At 61.3% G+C, this 25,345-nt stretch carries 22 protein-coding genes and 4 pseudogenes; 11 read left to right on the top strand and 15 right to left on the bottom strand.

Annotation, left to right across the window (positions count from 1 at the left end):
* The first annotated feature begins 259 nt into the window (after positions 1-259).
* Positions 260-559: a type II toxin-antitoxin system Phd/YefM family antitoxin gene (locus tag NKI24_RS29710; RefSeq protein WP_352678672.1), complete on the top strand. Its 300-nt coding sequence runs from the start codon at positions 260-262 to the stop codon at positions 557-559.
* Positions 560-568: 9 nt separating this feature from the next.
* Positions 569-1,000, top strand: a complete 432-nt coding sequence (locus NKI24_RS29705; RefSeq protein WP_352678674.1) for a plasmid maintenance toxin (PemK-like) — start codon at positions 569-571, stop codon at positions 998-1,000.
* A 179-nt stretch (positions 1,001-1,179) separates the two neighbouring features.
* Here the strand turns inward: NKI24_RS29705 and NKI24_RS29700 are convergent, their stop codons facing one another.
* Complete coding sequence (locus tag NKI24_RS29700; RefSeq protein WP_352451700.1) at positions 1,180-1,362, bottom strand: hypothetical protein; 183 nt, start codon at positions 1,360-1,362, stop codon at positions 1,180-1,182.
* Here NKI24_RS29700 and NKI24_RS29695 point away from each other — a divergent pair.
* A complete protein-coding gene (locus NKI24_RS29695; RefSeq protein ID WP_352451701.1) occupies positions 1,362-1,511 on the top strand; it encodes a hypothetical protein in 150 nt (49 codons plus the stop codon). The two genes, NKI24_RS29700 and NKI24_RS29695, sit on opposite strands and share 1 nt — an antisense overlap.
* Before the next feature lie 631 nt (positions 1,512-2,142).
* Here the strand turns inward: NKI24_RS29695 and NKI24_RS29690 are convergent.
* Genes NKI24_RS29690 through NKI24_RS29680 form a run of 3 tightly spaced genes read right to left on the bottom strand, consistent with a single transcriptional unit; the run spans position 2,143 to position 5,238 of the window.
* Positions 2,143-3,015, bottom strand: coding sequence for a carbohydrate ABC transporter permease (locus NKI24_RS29690; RefSeq protein ID WP_352750131.1), 873 nt, complete (start codon positions 3,013-3,015; stop codon positions 2,143-2,145).
* Positions 3,012-3,902: a carbohydrate ABC transporter permease gene (locus tag NKI24_RS29685; RefSeq protein WP_352750130.1), complete on the bottom strand. Its 891-nt coding sequence runs from the start codon at positions 3,900-3,902 to the stop codon at positions 3,012-3,014. The genes NKI24_RS29690 and NKI24_RS29685 overlap by 4 nt, the downstream gene beginning before the upstream one ends.
* Before the next feature lie 43 nt (positions 3,903-3,945).
* Positions 3,946-5,238, bottom strand: coding sequence for an ABC transporter substrate-binding protein (locus NKI24_RS29680; RefSeq protein ID WP_352750129.1), 1,293 nt, complete (start codon positions 5,236-5,238; stop codon positions 3,946-3,948).
* 447 nt (positions 5,239-5,685) lie between these two features.
* On the opposite strand from NKI24_RS29680, the gene NKI24_RS29675 reads away from it, so the two are divergent.
* The 3 genes from NKI24_RS29675 to NKI24_RS29665 are packed head-to-tail and all read left to right on the top strand — an operon-like array spanning position 5,686 to position 8,157.
* The gene (locus NKI24_RS29675; protein ID WP_352451705.1) at positions 5,686-6,561 is read left to right on the top strand and encodes an ROK family protein; all 876 of its coding nucleotides are present in this window, start codon (positions 5,686-5,688) and stop codon (positions 6,559-6,561) included.
* Entirely contained in the window at positions 6,558-7,328 is a 771-nt protein-coding gene (locus tag NKI24_RS29670; RefSeq protein WP_352451706.1) for a GntR family transcriptional regulator, read from the top strand. Before NKI24_RS29675 ends, NKI24_RS29670 begins: the two co-directional genes overlap by 4 nt.
* A 37-nt stretch (positions 7,329-7,365) precedes the next feature.
* Entirely contained in the window at positions 7,366-8,157 is a 792-nt protein-coding gene (locus NKI24_RS29665) for a sugar isomerase domain-containing protein (RefSeq protein WP_352750128.1), read from the top strand.
* Positions 8,158-8,248: 91 nt separating this feature from the next.
* Here the strand turns inward: NKI24_RS29665 and NKI24_RS29660 are convergent, their stop codons facing one another.
* The 4 genes from NKI24_RS29660 to NKI24_RS29645 all read right to left on the bottom strand — a co-directional run bounded on the left by NKI24_RS29660 (position 8,249) and on the right by NKI24_RS29645 (position 14,074).
* Positions 8,249-10,288 (bottom strand): CHASE2 domain-containing protein, encoded by a 2,040-nt coding sequence (locus NKI24_RS29660; RefSeq protein WP_352750127.1) that lies wholly within the window; start codon positions 10,286-10,288, stop codon positions 8,249-8,251.
* A 15-nt stretch (positions 10,289-10,303) separates the two neighbouring features.
* Entirely contained in the window at positions 10,304-11,029 is a 726-nt protein-coding gene (locus tag NKI24_RS29655) for a FecR domain-containing protein (protein ID WP_352750126.1), read from the bottom strand.
* 95 nt (positions 11,030-11,124) lie between these two features.
* A complete protein-coding gene (locus NKI24_RS29650) occupies positions 11,125-12,399 on the bottom strand; it encodes a tetratricopeptide repeat protein (protein WP_352750125.1) in 1,275 nt (424 codons plus the stop codon).
* Positions 12,400-12,886: 487 nt separating this feature from the next.
* Positions 12,887-14,074, bottom strand: coding sequence for a magnesium transporter (locus NKI24_RS29645; RefSeq protein WP_352750124.1), 1,188 nt, complete (start codon positions 14,072-14,074; stop codon positions 12,887-12,889).
* A 685-nt stretch (positions 14,075-14,759) separates the two neighbouring features.
* On the opposite strand from NKI24_RS29645, the pseudogene NKI24_RS29640 reads away from it, so the two are divergent.
* Positions 14,760-15,523: pseudogene (locus tag NKI24_RS29640) on the top strand (TIM barrel protein).
* Positions 15,524-16,042: 519 nt separating this feature from the next.
* On the opposite strand, the gene NKI24_RS29635 reads toward NKI24_RS29640, so the two are convergent.
* Positions 16,043-16,291 carry a helix-turn-helix transcriptional regulator gene (locus tag NKI24_RS29635; RefSeq protein ID WP_352750123.1) on the bottom strand — a complete coding sequence of 83 codons (249 nt, stop codon included), beginning with the start codon at positions 16,289-16,291 and terminating at the stop codon, positions 16,043-16,045.
* A gap of 132 nt (positions 16,292-16,423) precedes the next feature.
* Between NKI24_RS29635 and NKI24_RS29630 the strand changes: the two genes are divergently transcribed.
* Positions 16,424-17,164: a hypothetical protein gene (locus tag NKI24_RS29630; protein ID WP_352750122.1), complete on the top strand. Its 741-nt coding sequence runs from the start codon at positions 16,424-16,426 to the stop codon at positions 17,162-17,164.
* A pseudogene (locus NKI24_RS29625) lies at positions 17,097-17,311 on the top strand (DUF2274 domain-containing protein). The gene NKI24_RS29630 and the pseudogene NKI24_RS29625 overlap by 68 nt, the downstream one beginning before the upstream one ends.
* Before the next feature lie 40 nt (positions 17,312-17,351).
* On the opposite strand, the gene NKI24_RS29620 reads toward NKI24_RS29625, so the two are convergent.
* Positions 17,352-18,239, bottom strand: coding sequence for a LysR family transcriptional regulator (locus tag NKI24_RS29620; protein ID WP_352750121.1), 888 nt, complete (start codon positions 18,237-18,239; stop codon positions 17,352-17,354).
* A gap of 590 nt (positions 18,240-18,829) precedes the next feature.
* Positions 18,830-19,084 (bottom strand): TylF/MycF/NovP-related O-methyltransferase, encoded by a 255-nt coding sequence (locus NKI24_RS29615; protein ID WP_352750147.1) that lies wholly within the window; start codon positions 19,082-19,084, stop codon positions 18,830-18,832.
* 320 nt (positions 19,085-19,404) lie between these two features.
* Here NKI24_RS29615 and NKI24_RS29610 point away from each other — a divergent pair, with 320 nt between their 5' ends.
* Entirely contained in the window at positions 19,405-19,833 is a 429-nt protein-coding gene (locus NKI24_RS29610) for an N-acetylmuramidase domain-containing protein (RefSeq protein ID WP_352750120.1), read from the top strand.
* 57 nt (positions 19,834-19,890) lie between these two features.
* Here NKI24_RS29610 and NKI24_RS29605 read toward each other — a convergent pair whose 3' ends face one another.
* The 3 genes and pseudogenes from NKI24_RS29605 to NKI24_RS29590 form a co-directional block, all read right to left on the bottom strand.
* Positions 19,891-20,097: a hypothetical protein gene (locus NKI24_RS29605; RefSeq protein WP_352750119.1), complete on the bottom strand. Its 207-nt coding sequence runs from the start codon at positions 20,095-20,097 to the stop codon at positions 19,891-19,893.
* A 137-nt stretch (positions 20,098-20,234) separates the two neighbouring features.
* Positions 20,235-20,801, bottom strand: a pseudogene (locus tag NKI24_RS29595) (transposase); the annotation flags it as partial.
* Positions 20,802-21,016: 215 nt separating this feature from the next.
* On the bottom strand, positions 21,017-22,999 hold the full coding sequence (locus tag NKI24_RS29590; RefSeq protein WP_352750118.1) for an acyltransferase family protein: 1,983 nt from the start codon (positions 22,997-22,999) through the stop codon (positions 21,017-21,019).
* 204 nt (positions 23,000-23,203) lie between these two features.
* Between NKI24_RS29590 and NKI24_RS29585 the strand changes: the two are divergent.
* Positions 23,204-23,689, top strand: a pseudogene (locus tag NKI24_RS29585) (transposase); the annotation flags it as partial.
* 871 nt (positions 23,690-24,560) lie between these two features.
* On the opposite strand, the gene NKI24_RS29580 reads toward NKI24_RS29585, so the two are convergent.
* Entirely contained in the window at positions 24,561-25,337 is a 777-nt protein-coding gene (locus tag NKI24_RS29580; protein ID WP_352750117.1) for a calcium-binding protein, read from the bottom strand.
* Positions 25,338-25,345: the final 8 nt, after the last annotated feature.

Raw genomic sequence — 25,345 nt, 5'->3', positions numbered from 1 at the left:
GGAACAGCCGCTCTCCGGACAAAGCTGCCCTCGCCACCGGTTCCTTGGCCATGCGCGTCTGAAGTTAGTCCGTGCGTCTGAGCTGGGCTGTGTGGGCGCCTACCCACTGCGTTAGACATGGCGCAGGAAAGGACGCCTTTGACACTAACTCCTTGGCCGATAATCAGGCGGTGACTGGCTGCATCAGTTCGAAGATGTTGCCCGGCATTTGCGGAAAGCCCGGAAAGCCCGTATATTCCGGAATAAAGGAGTCTCGCCGATGAGCACCACCGTCACCGCCGCCGCCGTCTCGAAAAATTTTGGCGCCTATCAGGATGCCGCGGTCCGCGACCCGGTAATCATCACCAAGAACGGTCGCCCGCGCACGGTGCTGCTGGCCTATGAGGATTTTGTCCGGCTGTCGAAGCGCGACCGGCGGGTCGATCTGACAGCGGAGCTCGGCTCGGACGAGATCGCCGCGGTCGAAGCCTCTGAAATGGAGCCGGATCTCGACCATCTCAACGACGAGCTCTCTGGGTCAAAACCCTCGGGTCGAAACCCCACGGGGCAAAAGGCCTGACGGCAAAAAATGCTACCGGCTGAAATCAAGGTCGGCTACGTCTTCCGTTACTCCTACCTCTGGCATTGGCAACACCGCGAAGGCCGCGAGGAAGGCGACAAGGACCGGCCCTGCCTGGTGCTCGCGCTGGTCGCCATGCAGGAGGACGGCTCGCCGGTCGTCCGGGTCCTGCCGATCACTCATACGCCGCCGTCCGATCCCGATGATGCCATCGAGATTCCGGCTGCGGTCAAGCTGCGTTTGCGCCTTGACGGTGAGCGGTCGTGGATCGTTTTGACGGAAAGTAACCGGTTCGCCTGGCCGGGGCCTGACATCCGGCCGCTGGAGACGGAGAGCGGCTACTACGGGCCGCTGCCACCGGCGTTGTTTGCCGCGGTCAAGCGCCGGTTTGTCGCCATCGCGACAGGCCAGGCGCATACGAGCACGTCGCGTACGGCGTGACGTCGGCAGGTGCTGCGGCATGCCGAGCAGCGTGAGGCAATGGCAGTCTCCATCAGGGCATCTTCCAGGCAGGTTGAGGCCTCAACGTCGATATCCATCTGCACCAGCGCGAACCGGTCGTCCGACGCCCGCAGCCAGCCGCCCTCCAGCAGCGACGCATCGCGTGGCTTCGGCTGACGCTACGCCGGTGAGCGCGGTCCGCGTTGGGGGAGCACGTCGCGTTCGGTTTCGACGCCGTCATTCGCCCAGCGCACCGACAAGTCACGATCGCCGAGGTTGATCTGGGCCGGCACCACCAGCGGCATGACCGGTCCGGTTAGCCGCATCAGATGGGGAGGCTGGCCGAGCGCCGAGCGATTCAATGAAAATCGATGCGCTTTTGATAGTCTGCCGGATCGGGCAGGGGCATGCGCTCGGTCGAGCGATAGACGGCGTCCTCATGCGGGTCGTCCACCTCGACAGGCTTGTCGAGCGGCCGATGATCGCCAGGCGGGGCGAAGCGAACAGCTGAAGATCGCGGTCCTGCTCTGACCCAGCTCGCGTCGCATGAGTTCGAGCAACTATTCGAGCGAGAGCTTCTCGCGGGGGCGCAAATTCCTCGATCGGGGCTAGCTTCCCGAGATGAGGCAGGTCACCGCCCGCATCGGGCGATGCCGCCAGATCGGTGTAGATGCCGGCGATGAAACGTTAGAGCTCGACCATCGGCTGGATCAGCACGTCCTTCCCGCGATAGTCGTCGAAGGGTGGGGGATCACATTCTTGCTCACTGGAACAGCGCCTCCCTTACCGCCTGCTCGGCAAGCAGGACGCACTGCGTCGAAAAGGTGCGGTGCGAAAATATTCGCCAGATCTGACGAGACGGTCCGACTCCGGTTAAACGCAGCGTCCAATCACTACCTTCCCGTGACCTTCCGAACGTCTGCAAACGAGCAGGGCCGCGCCGCTTTTCTGGCAGCTGTGAAAACGGCCTGGGGCGGGTACCAAGCGTGAGATTCACTAGTTGCAGCTAACACGGTGGAGGCATTCGCGGCCAGTTTACTGATGAACTGATGGCTCTCAGAACGCGGTCATCTGCTTAGCTCCGTTCAGCGCACCAGCGCGTCCCGATGACAGCCACACGGATGCCGGCAGTGCCGCCGACGCTATCCCTTGACCGCCGAGCCGACGATCGAATCCACAAAGAAGCGCTGCAGGAAGACGAAGAGCACCAGTGGCGGAAGCACGGCAAGCGTCGCGCCAGCCATCACCAGTCCCGTGTTGAGAGCGCCTCGATTGTAGCTGAGCAGGCGACTAAGGCTGATGACGATCGGATATTCGTGTGCATTGCCCTGTAGAACGGTCAGCGGCCAGAGATAGCTATTCCACTGATAGACGAAGGCAAACAGCGCCAGTGCCGCGATTGCCGGCGCCACGCTCGGCGCGACGATCTTGAACAGGATCAGGAGTTCCGACGCCCCATCCATCCGCGCTGCGTCGATCAGATCGTCGGGCACGCCGGCTATGAACTGGCGCATTAGGAAAATGCCGAACGCATTGGCGAGATTTGGCACGATAATACCGGCAAGGCTGGCGTTCAGGCCGATTGATCCGACGAGACGGTAAAGCGGGATCAGCGTGACGATCGGCGGCAGGAACATGGTGGCGATCAGCACCGAAAACAGCAGTGAGCGGCCGGGAAAGTGATGCTTGGCGAAGGCGTAGCCAGCCATCATGCTGGTGACCAGAATGCCGGCGGTGGTGATCGTGGCGATCACGAGCGAATTCCACATCGAGCGGCCGACATTGATGACGCCGGACACTTTCTCATACGCTTCGAGGCTCGGCGTGCGCGGTATCCACACCGGCGGCACCTGCATGGTTTCGGCCGGCGTTTTCAGGCTGGAGAGCACCATCCACAACAGCGGGAAGGCGGAGGCCACGGCAACCAGCAGCATCAGCGTGGTGAGCAGCGCTCTGCGGCCCGCCAGGCGTTTGCGCGCCAACCGGCTCGATGCTGAGCGGCCCGGCGCGCTCATTCGTCATCCTTCCGGTTGGCGAATGCAAACAGCGCACACACAATGACGATCAGCGCCAGCATCAGCATCACTGCCATGGCCGAGCCCAGCCCGCCTTGTGCCCGCTCGATGCCGACTCGGCGGATATGGTAGGTCAGCACGTTGGTCGAGCCGACCGGCCCGCCTTGGGTGATCAGCGCCACCGGCTCGAACACCTGCACGGCATTGATGATGGCAATGACGGCGCTGAACAAGAGCGTGCGGCTCAATAGCGGCAAGGTGATGAAGCGGAACTGTTCGCGCCGGTTGGCGCCGTCAAGCGTCGCCGCCTCGTAAAGACTGCCCGGGATCTGGGTCAGCCCGGCAACGGCCAGCACCGTAAAATAGCCGATCTGCTGCCAGACATTGAGGACGACGATCGAGATCAACGCCGATCTTGGCGAGGACAACCAGAGTTGCGGGCCGATGCCGGCGAGACCGAGCACCTGGTTGAGCGGCCCCTCGCTCGGCGAATAGAGCTTCGACCAGACCAGCGTCACGGCGATCATCGGCACCATGTAGGTGGAAAACAACACGGTCCGCAGCGCCGTGCCGCCTGCGACATCGCGCTGGTGGACGATCGAGCCGAACACTACCGAAAGGGGCAGGATGAGCATCACCGACAATGCCGTGTAGATGGCGGTGTTGAGCAGCGCTCGCTTGAAATCCCGCCCGACCGAGGTCGGCCCGAATATTTCGCGAAAATTGTCGAAGCCGATGAAGCTCGCATTGGAAAAAGGCGTCTGCGTCGACCAGTCCTGGAATGACAGCCAGATGGTGAGCAGCATCGGCAGCAGAATGAAAACGCCGATCAGTGTCATGGCGGGCGCCAGCATGATGCCCGCCGAGGCACGATAGGTCTTGATCATCGCTCTGCTTCCAAAGCGTCGGGCTGTCGAAACAGCGCCTTCGCTATTTGGCGGCACGCTCCAGGATCGAGACGGCATCGGCCTGCGCGTTCGCCTGCGCATCCTTGGCCGAGAGCTGCCCATACTGCAACGCCTCGAGCGTCTGCTGCAGCGATTCGCTGAACTCCTGGCCGCCCGGGACGACAGGGAAGGGCTTGGCGTCGGCAAGCACGCTGACATAGCCGGACAGGAACTCGGAACCGAGCTTGTCCTCATGGGCTTCGATGTCGGAGGTCCGCGTCGGCAAGATGCCCATCGACATCAGAATATCCGACATTGCCGATGCGCCGTTCTTGCCGGACTTCGGACTGTTCAGCCATACCAGGAAATCCCATGCCGCTTTTTGTTCGGCCTGACCGGCATTGGCGTTGACGACGGTCATCCATGAATAGGAGATCGAGTGCGGCTTGTCGCCGCTCGGACCGACCGGGATGGGTGCGGTGGCGATATTGGAGAACTTGTCGCCCATGCCGCCCTTCAATGCGCTTTCCCACCAGTTGGCCATGATGATCATGCCGGTCTTGCCGGAGACGAAATTGTCTAGGAAGGGGCCGGTTGTGTTGGCGTCGGCCGTGGCCATCGCCGGATCGGTGGCGCCGGACTTGATCAGGTCCTCGCAAAGCTGGAAAGTCTCGCCGGCTTGAGGACTGTCGAGCATCGGTTTGCCGTCCTTGACCAGCTCGCCGCCATTGGAGACCAGCAGCGAGGCGAAGGGATGGACGACGCCCGCCGCCCAGGAATTGATCATGCCGAAGCCTTGCTGGCCGGCATCTTTCCTGGTCAGCTTCTGGGCGGTATCCTTCAATTCGGACCAGGTCTTCGGCGCGGCTGTGATGCCTGCCCGTTTGAACAGCTCCTTGTTGTAGTTCAGCGCATAGACGTCGATCTCGTTTGGAATGCCGTAAAGCGTGGCGCCAACAGAGGCCGCACTGACGACACCGGCCGGCCACGCACTCTTGACCTCGCCGGCAACCGCATCGGGGGCCGGCGCGACCAGCTTGTCTCGCGCCAGTTCGGGCAGCCACAAATCATAGATGCCGCCGATCGTCGGCCCGTCCGAACTGCCGCCCTGGGAACGCAGTGTCGTCAGGAGATCGCCGAAGGGAACGGCGCGCACGGTGACGGTCACATCCGGATTGCTCTTGGCGTAGTCCTTGGCCGCAGCGTCCAGCAAAGCAACCGTCTCCGGCGACCAGTGCGTCAGATAGGAGATGTTGACCGACTGGGCCCAACCAATGGTGGGCAACGCCAGCAGGCCTGCGGCCAGTGCCAGTTTCGAAATCCAAGCCAAAGACATACGGATCCTCCGCGTAGCCGCACAGCGATGTCAATGACGTTATGACAACTTGAAGCAATGATGCAAGCGCAATCTTCGTGGAGAGTTCCTGCCGGTGTTGCGGCGTTTTCTTGCTGCGGTCCACAAGCATGTGAGATTATATTGTAAAAACAAAGAATTAGCTGATACAGCTCGAGCTGATTCTCCCCTGCCGGCCATGCCCGAACATACTGCAAGGCACTTGCGGTCGAAGTAATGTCGTTATAATGACACTGAGCCGCTGCAAAGGACGCCGATGTCGAATGGGAGACGGAGCATGGTTCATCGACACGCTGCGCTCAGCCCGATCGGCTTTGGCGCCGCGTGCACCGGGGTCTGTACGGCACTGCCGACCAGAGCCGACGACACCGTGGCGTCGTGGAGCTGGCGCTCCGAGGACCGGGCGGTGGCCAGTCGGAGCCGCTCTCGATGACACGCGTTCTCGCCATTGATCTCGGCGGCACCAATTTGCGCGCCGCAATCCATACCGGCGATGTTCGCTGGCTGGAGATGCTTAGCCGCGAGCCTGCGCCGGCAAGCCTTGATGCCTTCGTCGCCCGAATCGGTGCCTTGCGCGCCGAGGCCGGTCCGGTCGAGGCACTTGGCCTGGCGGTGCCGGGGCTTGTCGAGGGCTCGATCTGCCGCTGGGTTCCGAACCTGCCCTATTTCGATGGTGTCGACGTCGCGACCTTGTTTCCTCGTCTGCCTGTTGCCATTGGCAACGATGCGCAGATCGCCATGCTGGCCGAGGCGGTCGAAGGCGCCGCGAAAGGCCTGTCCGATGCCATCCTGCTGGCGATCGGCACCGGTATCGGCTCCGCCGTTCTGGCTAATAACCACATCGTCGCCGGCGCACGGGGCGGCGCCTGCTCATTCGGCTGGGCCTGCGCCGACATCGAGGATGAAGGCGAGGACCGCAGCGGCTGGCTGGAGCGCTTCGCTTCCGGGCGGGCGTTCGACGCCGCGGCGCGCCAGATCGGGCTGGCCAATGGCGGCAGGCTGGTCGAGGCGGCCCGGGCTGGCAACACGGCCGCACTTGACGCCTTGGAGCTGCCGGCGCGCCGGCTGGGCACTGCCCTTGCGGGTGCGGTCGCGTTGCTCGATCCGCAGGCGATCCTGATTTCCGGCGGCCTTGCCGATGCGCTGGACGTGGTAGGGCCGCCGCTGCTTTCGGCTTTGCAGCGTCATCTGCCGCCGCATCTGCGCGATGTCGTTCTGCGGTCCGGCGAATTCGGCTCCCGCGCCGGTCTCGTCGGCGCCTCGCTGGCCGGTCTCGCCGGAGCACAGTGGAGGCAGATTAGATGAGCCAAGCGAGCTTTCAGCAACCCGACCGCAGAAGGCCCGAGCCGCTCTGGTATCAGGTGGAAGAGGCCATCCGCGCCATCGTCAAGAGTGGCGAGTGGGCGACTGGCGACCAGATTCCGGCCGAAGACAGACTGTGCGCCCTGTTCGGGGTGAGCCGCATCACGCTGCGCCACGCGCTGCGCAATCTTGAGGAGCACGGACTGCTCAGGCGCGAACATGGCCGTGGCACCTTCGTGCGCTCCACCACGCTGGTCGCTGGTACCCGCGAACTCACCAGCTTCACGCAGGAAATGGGCAATATGGGCGTGGTCGCCGGCTCGCGCTTGCTCGACTGCAGCCTGACCACCGCCAATGCCGCCACGGCCGGAGCGCTGGAGATCGAGGAGGGCGACCCGGTGGTGCGCATCCGGCGGCTCAGGCTCGGCAACAACGAACCGATCGGTATTCAGACTGCGCAACTCTCGGCCGCGCGCGTGCCCGGCTTTCTCGATGCCGGCCTGTTGCAGGGCTCGCTCTACGAAGCGTTGGAACGCCATTACGGCATCGTGCCGGTCGCGGCGCGCGAAAACTACCGTGTTGGCGCTGTCGGGGCGGCGGATGCCGAGTTGCTCGATCTGCCTGCGGGGAGTCCCGCTTTCGTGGTCGAGCGCATCACCACCGACGAGCGTGGCCCATTCGAATTCACCGTCTCGGTGATGCGTGGCGACCGCTATGAAATCCGCTCGACGCTGCGCGCCGGCCGTGCCCCGCCAAACGCAAGAAGCTGAGCCATTACCGAAGCCGACACATAACAGGAGAATCCACGTGTCCGATCTTTACATACCCCGCCTTGCCGCCCTCATCGAACAGGCTTCGAAAGCCAATGCCGAAGCCTTTGGCGAGGCGGCCAGCCGCTTTGCCGACACGCTCGAGAGCGGCGGGTTGGTTCATCTTTACGGCTCGGGCCACTCGGTGTTGCCGGTCCAGGAAGTGTTTCCGCGCTACGGCAGCTATGTCGGCTTCAATCCGCTGACCGACCCGCGTGTCATGTGGCATAACGTGCTCGGCGCCGGCGGCGTGCGCGAACTTCTGTGGCTGGAGCGGACCGAGAAATACGCCGAGAGATTCCTCGACCACCAGCCGCTGAACAAAGGCGATTCGATCATCATCTTTGGCCACAGCGGCCGCAATTCGTCCGGCATCGACACCGCGCTTTATGCGAAAAAACGCGGTATCTTCGTCGTTGCGATAACTAGCAAGAACAATCTCGACAAGCCGGCGACGCACTCTTCCGGCAAACGGCTTGCCGATGCCGCCGACCTTGTCATCGACACCTGCTCGCCGATCGAGGATGCAATCGTGCCGGTCGAGGGCTGGAGCCGACCGGTCTCCGGTTCGTCGACCGTGCTTGCCATGATCCTGGCGCATGAGCTGATCGCCCGCACCGCCGAGGCGCTTTCGAAACGCGGCATCGAACTGCCGGTTTTTGCCTCGCCGACAATTGCCGGCGTCACACTGCACGACACCGACGTCATCTATGGCGTCTATCGCGAGAAAATGCTCGAGGCACAGAAGAAGCACCTGCCGACCTTCCAGGCGACCATGCGCGGCGAATGAGAAACAGGCGACGCCGCCCAAATTGCGAGGCCTCCCGAACGGGTAGTCAGGTCGCGATACCGGGCGGCCCGCCGCGATCCACTGGATCCGATCACCGTTTTCTTCGGATTCCGGGTGTAAGATCAGGAGGAGCCGTTTTTGGGGACAGCGGCGAACCGTCCAGCATGGCTGGGGCGCCAGACTGCTCGCCGTGTTGGTCCCGATCTTCGCGGCCCATACGCTGGCGAGTGGCTTGCATCTCCGGAATGGTGAAAACCGGCACCTCGCCCTTGAAACCCTGGAGCTCAAAGGCGCCCGCCTGGACGACCGGCATCGATGCTCCTGCCGCAAAGCCGGGACCAAGCACCAGGGGGATGCCCAGCTTCTTGGTCGTCGACTCGAGCCGTGCCGTGCGGTTCACCGGCGAGCCGATCGCGGTGTAATCGAAGCGCCGTTCGGAGCCGAAATTGCCTACCGAGCAAATGCCCGTCTCGATGGCGACGCCGATTGCGATGGAGGGGTGGCCGTCCGCGCTGAAGGCGGCGTCTTCACGCTTCACCCGTTCGAGCAGGGCAAGCCCCGCGTCGAGCGCCCGCTCGCGATGGTCCGGCTGATCAAGCGGCGCGTTCCAGAAGGCGAGCACCGCATCGCCCATGAACTTGTCGATGGTGCCGTCGCGCTTGAGGATCTCATCGGTCGCAATGCCGAGGAAGTGGTTGACCACCTTGGCGATTTCCTGGGTATCGAGTTGTTCGCTCATCCTCGTGAAGCCGCGTATGTCGCTGAGCAGAATTGTGATCTCGCGCTTCTCGCCGGACAGGATCGCTTCGGTGTCCGAGCTTGCGAGGCGCTGCACCACGGAAGGCGACAGATACTGGGAGAACTGCCGTGCCAGGGTGGACCGGCGCTGCTCGCTGCGCCTGTAGAGGACATAGCCTTCGAAGCCGGCTACCAGGATCGTCGCCAGCGCCGGCTGCAGCGGGTCATAGAGTGCACCCTGCAGGCTGTATTCGAGAGCGCCGAACACGAAGGGCGTGACGGCAAGCAGCACGAGAGCCAGGGCACCAAGCACGACACGCCCGGCGAGCACTCCGGAAAGTCCGATGAAAATGACGGCACCGAGGACAAACCAGAGCCGCTCCACCGTACGCGCGTGCGGCGGCTCTGTCAGGTAGCGCCCGGCAAGCAACTGGCCGATTGCATCGGCGTGGATGTCCGCGCCTGGTCGCGCTGGACGTGTCGGGGTGGGCAGGTACTGCGTCAGTCCCACGGCCGACAGATCGACAATAGCGATGGCCTCCCGCAGCCGCGGATCACTGCCGCCCGAAAGGATAGTGCTGGCAGATATACGGGGCGTATCCGTGGCGGTTTCCCAGAGGCGGATGCTCCCCTCCGGCTCGAGCGGCACGATTGCGCCGGCCATCCTGAGTGCGTTGAACCCGGCGGCATTCATCCGGGCTATGTAGCCGTCCTGCCCGGCGTAAAGGCGCAGAAGCTCGAGCGCGAAGGACGGCCACAGCTGCACGCCTTGAGCGGTATTGCGAAGCCACAGCAGCGGCACATGGCGCAGTACGCCGTCGGGATCAGGCAAGGTGCGAATTACGCCGAGGCCCGCGGCGGCGTTGGAGAATTCGGCAAGCGAGCCGGTCAGGCCGGCGAAGCCGGGAAGTGTGTCGGGTACCTGTCCGACGATCGACCAGCCGGCTTTGGGCCCTGCTTCTGAAACTGTCGCCTCGTTGCCCAGGCTGACGGCAAGCGCCGTTCGATTTTTGGCCAGCGCCGCTGCCAGGCGCTTGTCTCCGGCGATGCCCTCAGGCGAGGTGTCGGCCTCGGGCAGTACCAGCGCAAGCCCGACCACCGCCGCGCCGGATTCGGTGATGCCATCGACCAGATCGGCCAAGAGGCCCCGGTTCCAGGGCCATCGCCCATGTGCCTTGAGGCTGGCGTCGTCTATCGAGACGATCACGACAGGATTGCTCGTCGCCTGGCGCGGGGCGAGAAACTGGTAGAAGTCGTACGTCCGCTCACGCAGGCGCGACAACGGCCCGTCAAAAGCCAAATGGCAAGCGAGCAGCAGGAGCACGACCACAAGGCCGGATATTTTGCGCCTGCCAGCTTGCCGCCAATCAGCCCAACCGACCAAGAGGCTCATGTCGTGCGGCCAGGCCTAATTGCAGTAGTAGCAGCAACCCTCACCCTCACACTCGCCCTTATCCACGCCCCCGCCCACAGGTGGCGTTGGGGTGTCGGGGAACTCCATGACCACTCCAGGCAATGCGCCATCGGTGGAGTCGCAGACTTTGAGCGAGCCGCCCAGTGCCGACGCACAAAGCGCGCTTACGTCCAATCCCGGACCCGGTGCGCCTGGCAGGCCGGTGCCGGCAATCCGGTCGATGCTGTCCAATATCGGGAAGGTGTCGATTCCGCCGTAGCCGGTCAGCAGCTTGCCATCTTCCGATGTGCAGGCGTAGCCCGGGTTTGTGATGACCAGCCGTTTGCCATGGATCGTGCAGGTCATGCGGCCGGCGCGCAGAATGCCCACGGTCTGGCCGGCTGCCACCAGCACTTCGATGATGCCGCCTCTGGCCCCGAGCACCATGTGCGGCGTCGCAACCTGCATGACGCCCCCTTTCGAAACCTGGCCGCCATAAAAACGGGCCAGGCCGCTGTTCATCCCGATGTCGATCTTTCCCGATCCGGAGCCCGGATTGTAGACGAATTCATCGATCGTCAGGCTGGTGTTCGGACCAATCTTGGCGCTCGATTCGTCCCGGAACACCAGCATCCCAAGACCGGTGGGATTGCTGCGCAACTGGTCGCCGAGTTCGACGCCGGCACCCACGTTCATTGTCCCGCCGTTGTTGCGGACGATGTTGGTCTGGTAGGCCGTCATCGACCCGACCGTCTCAGCGGCGGAAGGTGCTGCAAAGGCAAGGCAGGCGACAAAAATGGCGATCTGACGGTACGGGGTCCTCATCGCGGCCTCTTTCAGTTGAGCGTCAACGTGTAGCTCATGAGCATTTCGAACGATTTTCGGTCGCGGTTGGCGATGTCGAAGTTGGTTTCGCGATAGGCGAGATCGACGCTGATCTTTTGCGCCTCCGTCAGCTGAAAATCGCTTTCCGAGGCAATGCGCCAGAAGTCGCTCTTGATATTTGTGCCGATGCCGACGGACAGATCGGGAGTGTTGCTGTGGCCGGCCGAAAAGGCGATCTGGTGCGACCATGCGAAAAGATCCGGTACGTTCATCAACAGGCCGCCATAGCGGACCTCGCCCGTGTAGCTGTGGCCGATTTCGCCAGATCCGGAGGCGAAGTCATTCGAGCCGACCAGCCGCAGTCCGAGCGCCTGGCCATTGCGGAAGCGGTAGCTGCCGCCCGCCTCATAGAAAACCCTGCTATCGGCGAAAATGCCTTGCGAGGGGCTTAGATCGATGTAGCCGCCACCGGCGAAAAGCGTCGTTTCGACCGTCGGGCGCACGAGAAAGCGTCCACTGACACCGATGCCGGTTTCGTGGATATCGCTGTCGAAACGATCCGTAACGGTAAACGCCGAAAGCAGCAGGCGCAGCGAATCGATCCCACTGTTGGGTAGCCCCTTGTCCCAGGTAATCGCTGCGTCGCCGTGGATAAAAGTCTTCTCGCTACCCGGAACTGACAGGTCTTCCGTGAAAAAGCGCTGTGTCGCCGTCAACGACCCCGAAAGGACGAGAGCGTCGGCGCTTGGCGTGCCGAGGTCCCATCGCACAAAGCCTTCCGCCCGCCCATAGGGCGAGACGAAGCTGTCGTCGTCCTGCGCCCCGCCGGGCTCAAAATCGGTAAATGCGCTGAACACGCCGCCGGTCAGGGCGAGTTCCCAGGTGATGCCACGCAACGCGCGCTCGATGCGGGCGAGCAGACGAACAGCTTCCTGCTGCTCACTTGCGGTCAGGCCGCCGACTTCGATGCCATACTGCACCTGCCGCCGGGCCAATTCATAAGAGCCGACGTGGTAGTACAGCCGGCTGGCCGCCAGCCGGGCGCGCGCATCGCGGGGATATTTGATCAGATACTGCTCGATTGAGGAGATCGCCTGATCGTATTGCCCCGCGTTGACGGCAACTGTGACGAACTGGGCGAGCGTTCCGTTGTCGGCCGGACTGGCGATGCGGGCCGAAAACGCATCGTCATAGGCCGGAAAGAGACCCTGCGCGCCGGCCGGCAATACGCCGGTACAAAGCAGCGCCGCGGCGAAGCCGAAGATAGCTGGAAACGAAGATTGCATGCCGAGAACCCACCCCAAACCCGACTAGTGCGAAGGACTTAGCACGACCACAAGAAAAAAAGCGACTGAACTTTGACGAAATCGTCCGAGTTTTCAACAGCTGTTGCAGCCGCGCAACAAACCATCGGAGTTATTCCTATTCCGGCTGCGCCGGTTGTAAGAAATCTTCTCAGCGTTGCAGTAACGATTGAAGTATTCGGCACCAGTGGCAACTAACGCAAATCATCATCAGTGGCGGATCGCACAGCCGACAAGATTAATATTGTTTGCGCGATTCTGCACGTATCTGGTCACCGAATGAGGCTTCAAGGTCACCCACGGCTCATCCAAAGGCCTTCCGTCGCGTTGCGCAGGGTCGGAGAGCTGCCGGAAGGTGCTTCTCACGACGCGTGCGCGATGCGGCCTGACTGTTGCTATTTCATTGAACGCGACAAGGTCAGCTTATCGCCCCCGACTCCCAGGGAACGCGTCACCGGACGCGCCCTTGCTACAGCACGAGCATGGTGGCCAGCCCCAGCATCAGGCCCATGCCTACGATATCGGTCACGGTGGTGAGAAAGATCGCCGAAGCGACCGCCGGATCGGCGCCGACCCGGCGCAGGCCCAACGGGATCAGCACGCCGGAGATTCCGGACATGAGGCACGATCCGGACATGGCAAGCAGGATCACAAGTGCCAGCATGGGCGCCTGGGCCGCCGACTCCGGTTGCCGCGAGGCGTAGAACCACATCGCCGCAGCCGCAACAAGGCCGACGAGCACGCCGTTGGCGATCCCGAGCGCGCCCTCCCGCATCACCAGGTGCAGCTTCGGTCGTTTGTCCACATCCCCCAGGGCAAGGCCACGCAGCGTCATAGCGAGTGCCTGGCAGCCGGTGTTTCCGCTCTGCCCGGCCAAGACCGGGAGGAACGCCGCCAGGGCGACGATCTTCTCGATGGTGCCTGTGAATGAACTGACCACGAAAGCGGCCATGAAGGCAGTCAGCAGGTTCAGCTGCAGCCACGGATGACGCTTCAAGAAGGCTGAAAACAGCGGCGTAAAAGAACGCTCCTCCTTCTGGACACCCACCATCTGGCCAGACTGGGCGGAAATCTCGATGATTTGCTGCTCGAACAAGCGCCAGCCGCGAACCTGCCCGAGCAGCCTGTTCTCCGCGTCCACCACCGGATAGACAGGGTACTGACGGCGTACTGCTGCCTTGCAGGCGTCGCTCAAAGACAGACCGACATTAAGGGCGAACGGCCTCGGCAGCATGATCTGATCCATCGTCGCGTCCGCTTCGCTCAGCATCAGATCGCGCAGGACCACCAGGCCAACCAGTTTATTGCCCTCGTCCGTGACATAGAGATAAGTGAGCTCGGTCGGCACCTGGGCGCGTCTGACCGCCTCCACTGCGGCGGCAACTGTCGTCGCGACAGGAACGCTGGCGGGAATCGGGTCCATCAGCTCGACGAGCGAGTCGGGGACCGCGAAATCCTTACCACCGCCATGAGACCTGATGGGCCGCATATGCGGCGGCAAATGCTCGGCCACCTTACGGGCGTGCCCGTCCGGCAACAGCTTTAGTGTGTCCCGGATGAACTCGGGAGATTCTCGGGCCAGCAATTCAGCCGCGTCATCAGGTGCTCGAGCACGCAGCGTGCGCACCAACTTCTGAACGTCGTTCTCTTCTTTCATCTGCCGCCGCCCCCAAATTCCTAGTGTCTTGCCTGACAGTATGACACGGATCGGATCGCTCTGTCTGGCGCGCAGTGATTCAAGCGCCTCGATCCCGAAATCTTCGCCTCTCGGGCGCCGAGTGGACCGAACCCAGACAGATCTGAGCCGTTGCGGCGTACATAAAGGCGGGCTGTAACCTCTGCGTGTCGCCGAGAATTCAACGTGTTGCGAACTTCATCGGTCTTTTCCTGGGATCTGCGAGCACGCCGCAGCAATGAAACTTAAACCCGGAAATTCTGCAGAGGCAGGGTCTCCGGCGTTCGAATTGATTGCCTCATCCGGCGCATCTTGCCAGTTTCACCAGCTCTGGAGGCGGATGAATTCGCCAGGATGTACAAGGTGATCTGCGTGAAACCGTAATTTAGCCTGAGAAAGGGATTCTCTGTATGAAGTGTGTCAGGAACGAGAGGTGCTCTTGAGAGCTTACAGGTTTGGGGGCAGGCAGTCTGGTTTATGAGACTCGAGCTCGTCGCGGTCCGATCCGAGTTAATGTAGGCCCACTGATCACAGCGGTAGACCGCTCGATCGCACCTGGGGCGAACGAAACTCGTTTCGAGAGTGGCATCGGTTCGGCAATTGCCGTCTCACCTAGCAGTGATCCGGACGGCCTGGGATTCCTGGCCGCCCATCATCGGGGATGCATATGAGCAACATTATCGCCCCAGGTTTTAACTCAATTTCTGCCAATGCCGGGTTGGAGAGCCTTGCGGCGGACTTTCGCAGCTTTGCCGATATGGCGTCGAAGCCGTCGAACTGGGACTGACGACCCCCGACCTTCATAGCCGGTGGCCATATAGTCCCTGAAAAAGCCGAGAGGCTTATCGCGCTGACGAGGCAGTTCGATTTCCGCTATACGGTTCACGGCGTCGTCTCATCGAACCTCATGGACCCGGCGGTCTGCCGCTACCAGATTGATGCCGCCAAGGCCCTTGGGGTGGCGCAGACGGCAAAGGCGGTTAGCCATCTGAACCTGGTGGTGCTTATCGATTTCAGTCACGCTTATAGTGAATCGACCCATCGCGGCCTGAACTTCCGTGAGCAGCTGCGGGCCATGCCGCCGGTGACGGGCCACCTGCATGTCCATGGTTCCTTCGGGCGCCCACAGGGCTTCCACAGAACCTATCTCCCGCAGGAGGATGCAGCGCTAGTCTAGGGATAGGCGACCTGCACATGCCGCTCGGCTGGGGCGATATCGAATGGGATGATATCTTCAGCGAGTTAGTCTTCTTGCCAGGGACCGTCCGCATCATGGAAATTGGACCCCGCTATCGCAACGAGCAGCGCGATTGCCTGGCCCGGGTAAAAAACCTCATCGCCTTAAACAATCGCGCTGAGCGCGGAGTAAAGGTCCGGCCTTACGCAGCAAAAGCACCAACAGGCAAACGAGGTGGTGCAGAGCCTCGTTGACGGCTTCAGTGACTGCTATGGCGTTGATAGCTGGTTCAGTTTTACAGTCCGCCGGAATATAGCGTTTGGAGGGGCGGTCGCGTATCCGCCCTCCGCTTTTTCAACATCATCAGCGTGTGTTGTGACAATTATCCGGCCGCGTGCGATCTTGGTGCGCTCTTGTTTGAAGATGTCATGGTATCGAACGACCGAGAACAAATACACCTCAGACCTACCTTCGAATACGGCAACGATTTGATCCCGGCTTACGCCGTTTCTGCCAAAGGTATCGGAGATACCGCCATCGAGAGGAAGCAGCAACGAGTCGCTTCCTCGTTCTTCGATTCCTCGATCTGGAATGGGAGCGCCTTTTGGCACAGACTCGAAGGTTAATGAATGCGTCTTTGATAAGTGCGGGGTAGATCGGGTTTCTTGAGACGAAGATGGAATTGGACGCCGCCCGATGCGCGACGACGGACTTGCCGCGAACAGATGACAAACCGGTCAGCGGCAGCGTAGGACCGTTCATGGCGGGTGAATTCATTTGCCGTCAGATCGGCGGGCGAGCCGAACTCCAGGCCCGCCGCCATTCTCGGGGATGAACTCGACGCCAGCGGCCTCGAGGGCACTGCGTATTGCATCAAGGTTGTTCCGATGTGGAATGCGCGCCCCACGTTCGAAATCAACGACGGTTGCTCTGGAGACGCCGGCTGCCGTTGCAAGTTCGCTCTGGCTCCAATCCAGCATCGCCCTGGCTCCCCTGCATTGTTCCAAGGAAATTAAGCTCATCGGCTGATGTCAGTCTTTTTGGTTGACTTTCGCCTGAGAAATCAGGCAAAATGGGAGACGCTAGGACGGCTGAGCAGGTGTTGCTGCACCTACCCAGCCTGACCGCAACCCAAGCTGATTGGAGCTCGGATCATGGCTGATTCCGACAATACCACGACTCTGCCTTCCGTCACCCGCAGGCGAGTGCTTGCGGGAACAGTTGTGGCTACTACCGCGTGGACGCTCGAAGGTAACGCCTCCGCAGATGGCGCCGGAAGTACGAATCTACGATCTGATCCTGCACTGGCGCTTTGGCGGGAATGGCAGAAAGCCGACAAATTGGCCGGGCAGCTCTGCCGCATGCAGCAGCACCTGGAGACGAGGCTTGCTGAGAGCATCGGCTTTCCATGTGTGACCGTCCGCCTGCCAGAGGGAGAGGACGTGACCGTCCACTCGATCGGGGCGGTCAATGATGTACTGGGCAAAGGGCCCGATATGGCGGCTCTCCGCGAGAAGGCCGCAGCTGATTTCGCGGCACATCAGGCCCGCTGGGATGCGGCTGCCGAGGAGATCGGTTACAACGCTGCACTCACGGCCGAACGCGAGGCTGCCGACCAGACGAAGGATCTTCTGGGAGCCTTCTCAACCACCCACGCTACCACTCTTGCCGGTGTGGCGGGCAAGCTCGATGCCGTGTTACGGGAGGGCGAAGCCTGGGAAGAATGCTCCGAGTTTCCATGGCCGCAACTCCGCTCAGCGCTCCGTGATCTGGTGCGCATCTCCGAAGAGTTTGATGCTGACCGGGTGCCGCGTCTAGGTATGCGGCATGACCAAGCTGAAACTCTCCGCCATTCCCGATGGCCGGCCGGTCAAGATCACGATCGAACTGCTTGACGCCGTTCATCGCGATCTCATCACCTATGCTGAATTGCTCGGCCGCAGACCGGATAGATAGTCGCCGATCCGGCAAAGCTGATAGCGCCGATGCTGACCCGGTTCATGACAACGGACAGAGCCTTTGCCAGAGCCGACGAACCCTGAAGCCGGGATGACTTTTCGGATCATTGTGGTCGGAGGGCCGTCAGGACCAATACCGATCGCGCAGGAATGCGATGAAGACCGTGAGGGCAGGATTGACATTGTCCGGGCGCCAACGGGCAAAGCTGGAGATTTGGATTGGCTTGCCCCCGATCCGCAGCTTACGGCAGACGGCGCCTTCAGGAACGCTGTCGGCGTCTCCAGCGTGGATCAGAGCGACACCGAGGCCATTTCCGACAAGGCGCAGAAGGATGCCCGCAGTGACGTGATGTTCGACAATTGCGGGAAGCTGCACGCCATTTCCAACAGCGTCGGCGAGCAGAAATGCTTCGCCCCTACGCATGAGCAGCGTCTCTTGGCCCAATTCCGACCACTCGATTACGGGACGGCTTACGAGAGGATGATTCGGAGCGAGAACAACGGCTAGAGTATCCTTCCACAATTTCAATTCGAATGCGCCGCCAATGGATCGGGAGGAGGAAGTGACGGTAACGTCGACCTCCGCCCCGCCCAACATAGCCCGTGGTTCAGGGTGAGACCCTTCGATCAAGCTGATGGTCACATTTGGATGACATTGCCCGAACTCGATGACCGCATCCAGCGCTCGCCCGGCGAGGATGAGTCCGTTGGAGCCGATGGAAAGCCTTTGTTGTTCATCCTTGATCCCCGTCCTGGCCAGCGTCAGAGTATTGTCCAGTTCGAGTAGCACGGAGCGCAGACGACCCAGGAAACGCTCGCCGGCCGGGGTTGCGCCCACGCCGCGGGCATGGCGATGAAATATCCTCGTTCCCATCGCATATTCGAGATCGCGTATGCGCCGGCTGAGCGCGGAGTGATCGATACCGGCGCGCCGCGCCGCGCGCAGGAAGCTGCCCTCCTCGGCGACCACAAGCGCATAATTAAGTGTCGAGAGTTGAATGGAGCTCCGCATCTCTGCTCAGGTAAGTAGCGACGTTCGCAAGACGTTTGAGCGTTTTTGACGACTGCGGCTATACCCAAATCTCAGTATTGACACCAGATGAGCTGTCCAACCCGTTCCTTTTAGATCAAAGTCACAAACGGCATGTGCTTGATCCGCTTCCACTGCTCCTTTGCCGGGGTTCGTGAGCAGCCATGGCGAAATGCACTCTCGGTACGCTTCCGCAGGCTCTTAGTCCGGGCAAGGGCGAGTCTGCGGCACCCGTCGGGTTCGCCAGGCGTCTGACATGCCTAGGCTCGGCACGGGTCGACTTCTGCTTGGTGAACTGCGCAAAGCCAGGATGCGACCTATAATCGCCGGATCACGGCATGAGGGAGGATTCGTGTCAGACGGCAGTCAGCGCGGCCGGCAAGGAATTCATCGGTCGCCGTCCTCGAAGGTTCGCTCAAGACAGAACTTGACCGGATCGTGCCAATCGCAATCGAGATGGGCCAACGCTATTCTGGTTTTCGGATCAAAATCTACCGTGTCTTCGAACAGGCCCTTATGAAGGACGATCCTTTCGCCATCGACCGGGACGCCAAAACCCGTGAAGCTGGCACTCACCTTATCGAATAGGTTGCCTTGATACCGGTAATAGGTGTCACCGCCAATGCCTGTGGATCGTCCCGACCGGATGGTCTCGTAACGGGCCTTGGATTTTCGTCGTCCTGTTCTGTCGGGCTCGGGATCATGCCAAACACATCGTAGCCGTGGAAATGACGGTCTCCGTCGAGTTCGGACGCAATGTAGATTGCCGAACCACCGAGTGCGATCCCGTATTCTATGAAATCGCCGGGTACCTTTTCACGCCCCAGCTGCGCATCGCGAAGGCTGATAAACTTTGCGTCCGAAAGATACGTCAGCCTACTCTAAGCCTGTTTGCATTCTTCGTACGCGTAGGGTCACTCTCGACAACATCTTGTGGTCCCCTCCAAGATCGCAAACGCCGTGTCGCTCCAAGTTGAGCGCGGCAAACACTTAGCACAACCACCGACTATCTCAACCTCCCTGCGAGGGCGGACAGGAACTGCCATGGACAGCACGTTCAAGGGGCGCTGCGAAGCGCATTAGCGATCTCGACATTCCGCGCATTGGCGCGACGATCGGCGTCGGCGAGGACGAAGTTCACGCCTTCATGGATATCGAGGCGGCAGGGTCCGGTTTTGATAGCGAGGGCCGGCCGAAGCTGCTGTTCGAGCCGCATGTCGTCCATCGCAACCTGTCCGGCGCCAAGCGTGCCGCCGCGGTGAAGGCCGGGCTCGCCTATGCCAAATGGGGCGCGAAGCCCTATCCGAAGGACAGCTATCCGCGCCTGGTCGCGGCCATGGCGATCGAAGAGGCGGCGGCGCTCAAGTCGGCATCATCGGGCCTGACGCAGATCTTGGGCGAGAACTTCAAGGCCGCCGGCTTCCCGTCCATCCAGGCCATGGTGCAGGCGTTCATGGATGACGAGGCGGCGCATCTCGAGGCGACGGTGAAGCTGCTTGTCGCCTGGAAGGTGGACGACGATCTCCGCGCGCATCGCTGGCCGGTTGTCGCCGAGACCTGGAACGGCCCCGGCTAGAAGAAGAACCGCTACGATTTCGAACCTCGCCACGGCCTATCCCAAGTGGCAGAGGCTTCACGCACCGACGTCGAGAACGAGGCGCGCCCGCGCCATGACGCTAATCGAACAGAGGAACCACGACATCCGGAAATCACCGATCTGGATGCTGCTCATCTGTGCGGTGAGCTCGGCGGTCGCTGGGTGCCAAACGAAGACCGCTGCGACTGAGGGCGCCGGCTTCTCGCTGCTGACACCAGCATCCGCGACACGCGACTTTATCATCAAGAACGACCGGCCATTCGCCAATCAGGTGGCCGGCAATAACCGGACGTGCCAGCGCGCGCCGGCCTGCACGAAGTAAGGATGGCCGGCAGCATGCGCATTTGGCTTGGCCCGGTCCTGGTCACGATCAACAACGGTCGGACGTTGCCCGTCTTCGCCGACGCTTCTAAGCGGGCCGTCGTGCTGGTCTCCAGATCCCGACATGCCTGCGCAAGGTCGTGGTGAGCGCCAGCCCGAGATGAAGTCGATATCGTTGGCCACCAGTCGATGACCTGCGGACTGCAATAATGGCTGTCGGCCCGGATCAGGATCCGGGTGTTCGGCCAATTGCCCCGGATCGCCCGCACCAGGCGTCGCAGGTGTGAGGCGGATTTCTGCCCCAGTCGGCCGCTTGTCCGGTCGCAGGGTCGCGCTGGCGAAACGTCCCCGCGCCATCGAACACCACGATCAGCCGGAAGCCGTATTCGTCGTAATGGGCATTGAACAGCCCCAATTGCTGGCTGCCATGCACGGCGTCAAAGGTGTCGTCAAGGTCGAGCACGATCCGCTTGGAGCCTGGCGGAAGGACCAGTTGCCGCACCCCGGGGCAAGTTCTCCAGCCGGCACATCGTCGACCGGGAGGCCAGATCCCGACCCGAAGGCAGCGCATCCTGGGCGATCTTTAAGATCGGATCGGAGCGCGGCCGGTTGGCGTCGTTGCCATCCTAATAACTGGCGGCAATCATCTTGCCGTAAGAAACCAAATCCTGCGTCATTTCAATGGCCTACACCAAATTCGCCAACCCCATGAATTTCTCAGGGTAGACAGCAGTCTCAGGATTCACAAGCGCAATCTGAAGATTGCTTGACGGCCCGCCGCGCTTCTTGTCCACATCAGAAATCAGCCTCTGGTCTCCTGAGCAGGCCGATCCGCGGCTGTTTACGAGGGCGGCAAATCCAGTTTAACAGCGAGATTGGCGGGGGAAATGGCGTTTTCGAAAATGGCGGCGAGAAGATGGCCCCCTGCTTTCGAAAGGTGTGTCTTGTCCTGGTATAAAATCTCGTCGCCCGCTTTCAACCGGCAATCACTTGGCCCGCACAACGCCGGCACGATCGGGATGAATTGAACCGAGCGCGGAAGCAGATCGGACAGGAACTTGTTGTCATTCCAGTGCGGTTCGGCCGGCATGGTCGAACAGGGCGCGTCGGCCATTCCCATGAAATAGGCGCGGATCAGGCAGACTAGCACATCGGTCGGGGGTTCTGGCGCCGGTCCAACGACAGCAGTCTTGATGCCGCGTGCCGCCAGCCTGTAGGCGGTGCTCCGTATAGACGACGACAAGTTGGCCCTGGAAACCTCCGGCGAAGGCCAGGTGCCATCCCTCGAAAGAAGGCTTCTGTCGCTTCTAGAATAGGTGTTCCACCGCCCGGCCAGGATCACGAGGGAGACGTTCGGGTCGTCAAGGATTGCCTTCAGCGCGGCCGAGTTGAAGGCCGGACAATCGGCCCGCATTGGGCTTGAAGGGAGCATCTGTAACTCGGGCAATGGTGCGCACCCGGCCTTTGTAATCTGCCGGACGCGCACACCTATCGCTTTGCCAGCCTCATCGAGGGATGACGCCAAATGTGCGGCGTGGGAATCGCCCCATAAAACGATCGTAGGTGACAGCGTGTCTTCGCTGCCGAGTATGCATTTGCTCCCGGCGGGAATAAGTGCACCGCGCATGAGGCACGGCGAAGCCTGAAACGTGGCTCTCTCTGCCATCATAGCCGCAACCGATGGGGCCATGGCTGGCCCTCTGTTTGGGAACCCTTGGCCTTTGATGATGACTAGGGATAGGCAGCAAGCAACCACCATGGCGCTTGCAGCCGGGACGGCCCACCTCCAAATCGCCGTTTCCTGCTTCTGACGGAATGGGCGCTCCACAAACCGCCAGGAAAGAGTGGAGATGAGCAGTGCTGCAACAACGATGCTCACCCGCTCCGAGACAAACAGGTCCCGGTCTTTGTAGAGCCCTAAGAAGACCAGCAGCGGCCAATGCCAAAGGTAAAGCGAGTAGGAAATCAGCCCGACGAAAGCGGCCGGAGAAACGGATAGCGCTCTCGAAACTGCGGTCTGATGGCGGATGCCGGCGGCGATCACAAGGGCGGCTCCAATGCAAGGGCCGAGTGCAGAGAGGCCGGGGAACGGCGTATCGCTGTCGATTATGAATAGCGAAGCGACAATGAGCGCAAGACCGGCGAGAGCGGCGATTTCGGCCGGTCTCCGCTCGAGCCGAGCGGCCATCGCTTTAACCGACGGCAGCGCGATGATCCCGCCAAGGAGCAGTTCCCACGCCCGCGTCGGGAGCATGTAGAACACGAAGGGCTGATCGACTGGAAGCCAATACTGGCCGGCGGCAATCGAGGCGACGCCGAGCGCTGAGACGATTATCAAAGCCCACGGCCTCAGCCATGCCATCAGGATCATTAGCGCCAGCGGCCACAGCAGATAGAACTGCTCCTCGACCGCGAGCGACCACGTATGCAGAAGCGGGAGCGATCCGGCGGCTGCGGTGAAATAGTCCGTGTTTCGATAGAAAAAGATGTTCGCGCCGGACAGCGCAGCGGCAATCGCACTCTTGCTGAAGCTAATGAATTCTCCCGGCGGCAGCACAAACCACGCCATCACAAAGCAGGCACCGAGCACCGCGAACAGGGCCGGGAAAATCCGGCGAACGCGGCGATGGTAGAATTCTACCAGCGAAAATGTGTCGTTCTTGATCCGCTCGATGATGTCGGAAGTGATTAGAAACCCGGAGATGACAAAGAAAATATCGACTCCGATAAAGCCGCCGCTGATCGCAGAAAATCCGGCGTGGTAGAGGACAACAGGAACAACGGCCACGGCCCGCAGTCCGCTGATGTCGGGTCTATAATTCATGCTGCGTCCCCCTAGGGTCGCGGCAATCTAAACGTCTTCCGGGACGTCAAAGTCAACCCACAACTCAGAGGCTACCATGGACCTTTTATTCAAAGGCGCTGCCAAGCGCCTCGATGATCTCGATTTGCCACCGCTCAGCGCTCGGATCGGCGTCGGCGAGGACGAGATCCAAATGGTTGTCCAGGCAGATTGCCCTTCAGCAGCCGGCTTGAGCGGTACGACTGCGAGTACAAACGCAACGGTACCGCCAACCTGTTCGTCTTCCTGACGCGCACCGCTCCTGGCGCAAAGTCAAGGTCACCGAGCGACGCGCGGCACAAGACTTTGCCTACTGCATGCGCGACCTCCTCGATATCCATTACCCAAAGGCCGAACGCGTCAGGGTGGTGCTCGATAATCTGTCAACCCACTCGGCCGCTATGCTCTACCAGGCCAGGCCCGCTTCAGAGGCGCGACGCATCCTTCGACGGCTGGAATTCCACTACACGCCCAAACACGCCAGCTGGCTCAACATGGTCGAGATCAAAATTCGGCGTTCTGCGCGGCTAGTGCCTCGATCGTCGGATCGACAGCTACGATCGCCTCGTCGCAGAGACCGCTGCCTGGGAGCATCTGCGAAACACGAGCCGCGCCCGGACCAACTGGATGTTCTGTACCGAAAACGCACGCCTTAAGATGGCCAAAGCCTAGCCCAAGCCGACTTCCAAAGAGTCATAACCTCTGTGCAGAGATACTAGCGTTTTGATGACGTTCGCGAGGTGCGCGTGCCGAGCACAGTACGTGACCGATCTTCGTACTGAGCGGATTCGTTGGTTCATTCACACACTTGGTCCCAGGTGCGAGACTTCGACTACCGCTCGAGGCTCTCGCCGTGATTGTAGGCGCCCCGCTCGACCCAAGGCCGGGCCCCACCGATACAATAGTCAAGGAGATGGTGGGATCCAAGCGACAGAGGCTCAACCATGCCAAAGCCCTCGGCCTCCACAGCCAGAAAGCTGGGGTTACAACAACCCCAATGGCACCCACGAAAAACGGTTAGGGCTCAAACCGAGAATGGCTTGAAGCGGGGCCGGACTTCGAAGCAACGCCTGAAGCCGTCCGCGCTCGCTTGACAGGTACCAAGCCACGTATCCGCGCGCCGGCCGAAACGCGACAGGTGGCGTGATGGATCCCAAAACATTGTCGGCTGACGAACGTAGCGCCTTTCTTACCAACATCGAGATGAGATGTGAAAGCGTGGTCGAACACATCGCGCACATTCGGCGAGTTCAAGAACACTGGCGCGCCGTTCGCGCTGATTACCCTATAGTCAATTGCTCGGGGGTGCTGCTCACAGTCCGCATCACCCGCCCCCGCGGGGGCACACGCAAAGGGCGCGCGGATGTCTGCGCCAAGCGACGGTTCCTATAGCAGGCGTGTGGATCGGCTTCGCCTCTTCACCGGCACGCCGATGTAATCCCGGGTAAACGTCAGCCCGAAGGCGGTACCCACGTCCGAACATCAGGTGCTTGAACAAAGACGGAGCGGCGGACCGGCTCGAAGGTCCGCCGTCCTGGGTCGTTCAGATCACAAGGAATGAACCTGCCGTAAGTGACAGACCTGGGGAGAGAGTGGCGAACTGTATTTGAGCTGCGCCGCCGATCCCGTCGCTATCGAAAGAGAGCGCTCCGGTTGAACTGTTGTAGATGACATGATCGGAGCTATCATGCGCAGCCGTGCCAGCAAAGAAAGCATCGGATGAAAGGCCGCCCAACTTAAGCCCGGCAAAAACGGCGTCGTCGAGCTGGATCTTGTCCTGGAGCTTGTTGAAGTCGGTGACCTTGTCGATATTGCCGGCTCCAAGAGCGCTGTTGAACACGAAAGCATCATTGCCTCCGTTACCGGTCAAGATGTCGGCACCGCCGCCACCGTTGATGATGTTCGCGCCGGAATTGCCTTGGACAGTCTGGGCAAAGGCGTTGCCGGTCAGGTTGATTGCAGACGTACCGGACGGATTGGTGGTGGCGAGAAACTGGATCGACGAGCCAGCGGAAAGGGCATAGCTCACCGCGCTGAGCACTTTGTCGGTGCCGCCGCCCACCGCCTCAATCACCTTGTCGCCGGCATTGTCGACATTGTATGTGTCGTTGCCGCCATAGCCGGCCATCGTGTCGGCTCCGCCGCGGCCGTTGATAACATTGGCTCCGGCATTGCCCTGGATCGTCTGGGCGAACTCATTGCCGGTCAGGTTGATGGCTGTGGTGCCGGACGCGTTCGCGGTCGCGAGAAACTGGATCGACGAGCCAGCGGAAAGGGCATAGCTCACCGCGCTGAGCACTTTGTCGGTGCCGCCGCCCACCGCCTCAA

The organism is Mesorhizobium sp. M0701, from assembly GCF_040320365.1.
Lineage (GTDB): Bacteria > Pseudomonadota > Alphaproteobacteria > Rhizobiales > Rhizobiaceae > Mesorhizobium.
This window is presented reverse-complemented; position numbering and strand designations above follow the sequence as displayed.

Excerpts from the sequence above, each read along its gene's own strand:
- NKI24_RS29705 (WP_352678674.1), top strand. The coding sequence starts at position 569 with ATGCTACCGGCTGAAATCAAGGTCGGCTACGTCTTCCGTTACTCCTAC.
- NKI24_RS29620 (WP_352750121.1), bottom strand. The coding sequence starts at position 18,239 with ATGCGGAGCTCCATTCAACTCTCGACACTTAATTATGCGCTTGTGGTC.
- NKI24_RS29690 (WP_352750131.1), bottom strand. The coding sequence starts at position 3,015 with ATGAGCGCGCCGGGCCGCTCAGCATCGAGCCGGTTGGCGCGCAAACGC.
- NKI24_RS29630 (WP_352750122.1), top strand. The coding sequence starts at position 16,424 with ATGGCTGATTCCGACAATACCACGACTCTGCCTTCCGTCACCCGCAGG.
- NKI24_RS29590 (WP_352750118.1), bottom strand. The coding sequence starts at position 22,999 with ATGAATTATAGACCCGACATCAGCGGACTGCGGGCCGTGGCCGTTGTT.
- NKI24_RS29635 (WP_352750123.1), bottom strand. The coding sequence starts at position 16,291 with ATGAGCTTAATTTCCTTGGAACAATGCAGGGGAGCCAGGGCGATGCTG.
- NKI24_RS29650 (WP_352750125.1), bottom strand. The coding sequence starts at position 12,399 with ATGCAATCTTCGTTTCCAGCTATCTTCGGCTTCGCCGCGGCGCTGCTT.
- NKI24_RS29685 (WP_352750130.1), bottom strand. The coding sequence starts at position 3,902 with ATGATCAAGACCTATCGTGCCTCGGCGGGCATCATGCTGGCGCCCGCC.
- NKI24_RS29645 (WP_352750124.1), bottom strand. The coding sequence starts at position 14,074 with ATGAAAGAAGAGAACGACGTTCAGAAGTTGGTGCGCACGCTGCGTGCT.
- NKI24_RS29680 (WP_352750129.1), bottom strand. The coding sequence starts at position 5,238 with ATGTCTTTGGCTTGGATTTCGAAACTGGCACTGGCCGCAGGCCTGCTG.
- NKI24_RS29605 (WP_352750119.1), bottom strand. The coding sequence starts at position 20,097 with ATGATAAAGTCGCGTGTCGCGGATGCTGGTGTCAGCAGCGAGAAGCCG.
- NKI24_RS29660 (WP_352750127.1), bottom strand. The coding sequence starts at position 10,288 with ATGAGCCTCTTGGTCGGTTGGGCTGATTGGCGGCAAGCTGGCAGGCGC.
- NKI24_RS29710 (WP_352678672.1), top strand. The coding sequence starts at position 260 with ATGAGCACCACCGTCACCGCCGCCGCCGTCTCGAAAAATTTTGGCGCC.
- NKI24_RS29695 (WP_352451701.1), top strand. The coding sequence starts at position 1,362 with ATGAAAATCGATGCGCTTTTGATAGTCTGCCGGATCGGGCAGGGGCAT.
- NKI24_RS29655 (WP_352750126.1), bottom strand. The coding sequence starts at position 11,029 with ATGACGGCCTACCAGACCAACATCGTCCGCAACAACGGCGGGACAATG.
- NKI24_RS29610 (WP_352750120.1), top strand. The coding sequence starts at position 19,405 with ATGGATATCGAGGCGGCAGGGTCCGGTTTTGATAGCGAGGGCCGGCCG.
- NKI24_RS29675 (WP_352451705.1), top strand. The coding sequence starts at position 5,686 with ATGACACGCGTTCTCGCCATTGATCTCGGCGGCACCAATTTGCGCGCC.
- NKI24_RS29670 (WP_352451706.1), top strand. The coding sequence starts at position 6,558 with ATGAGCCAAGCGAGCTTTCAGCAACCCGACCGCAGAAGGCCCGAGCCG.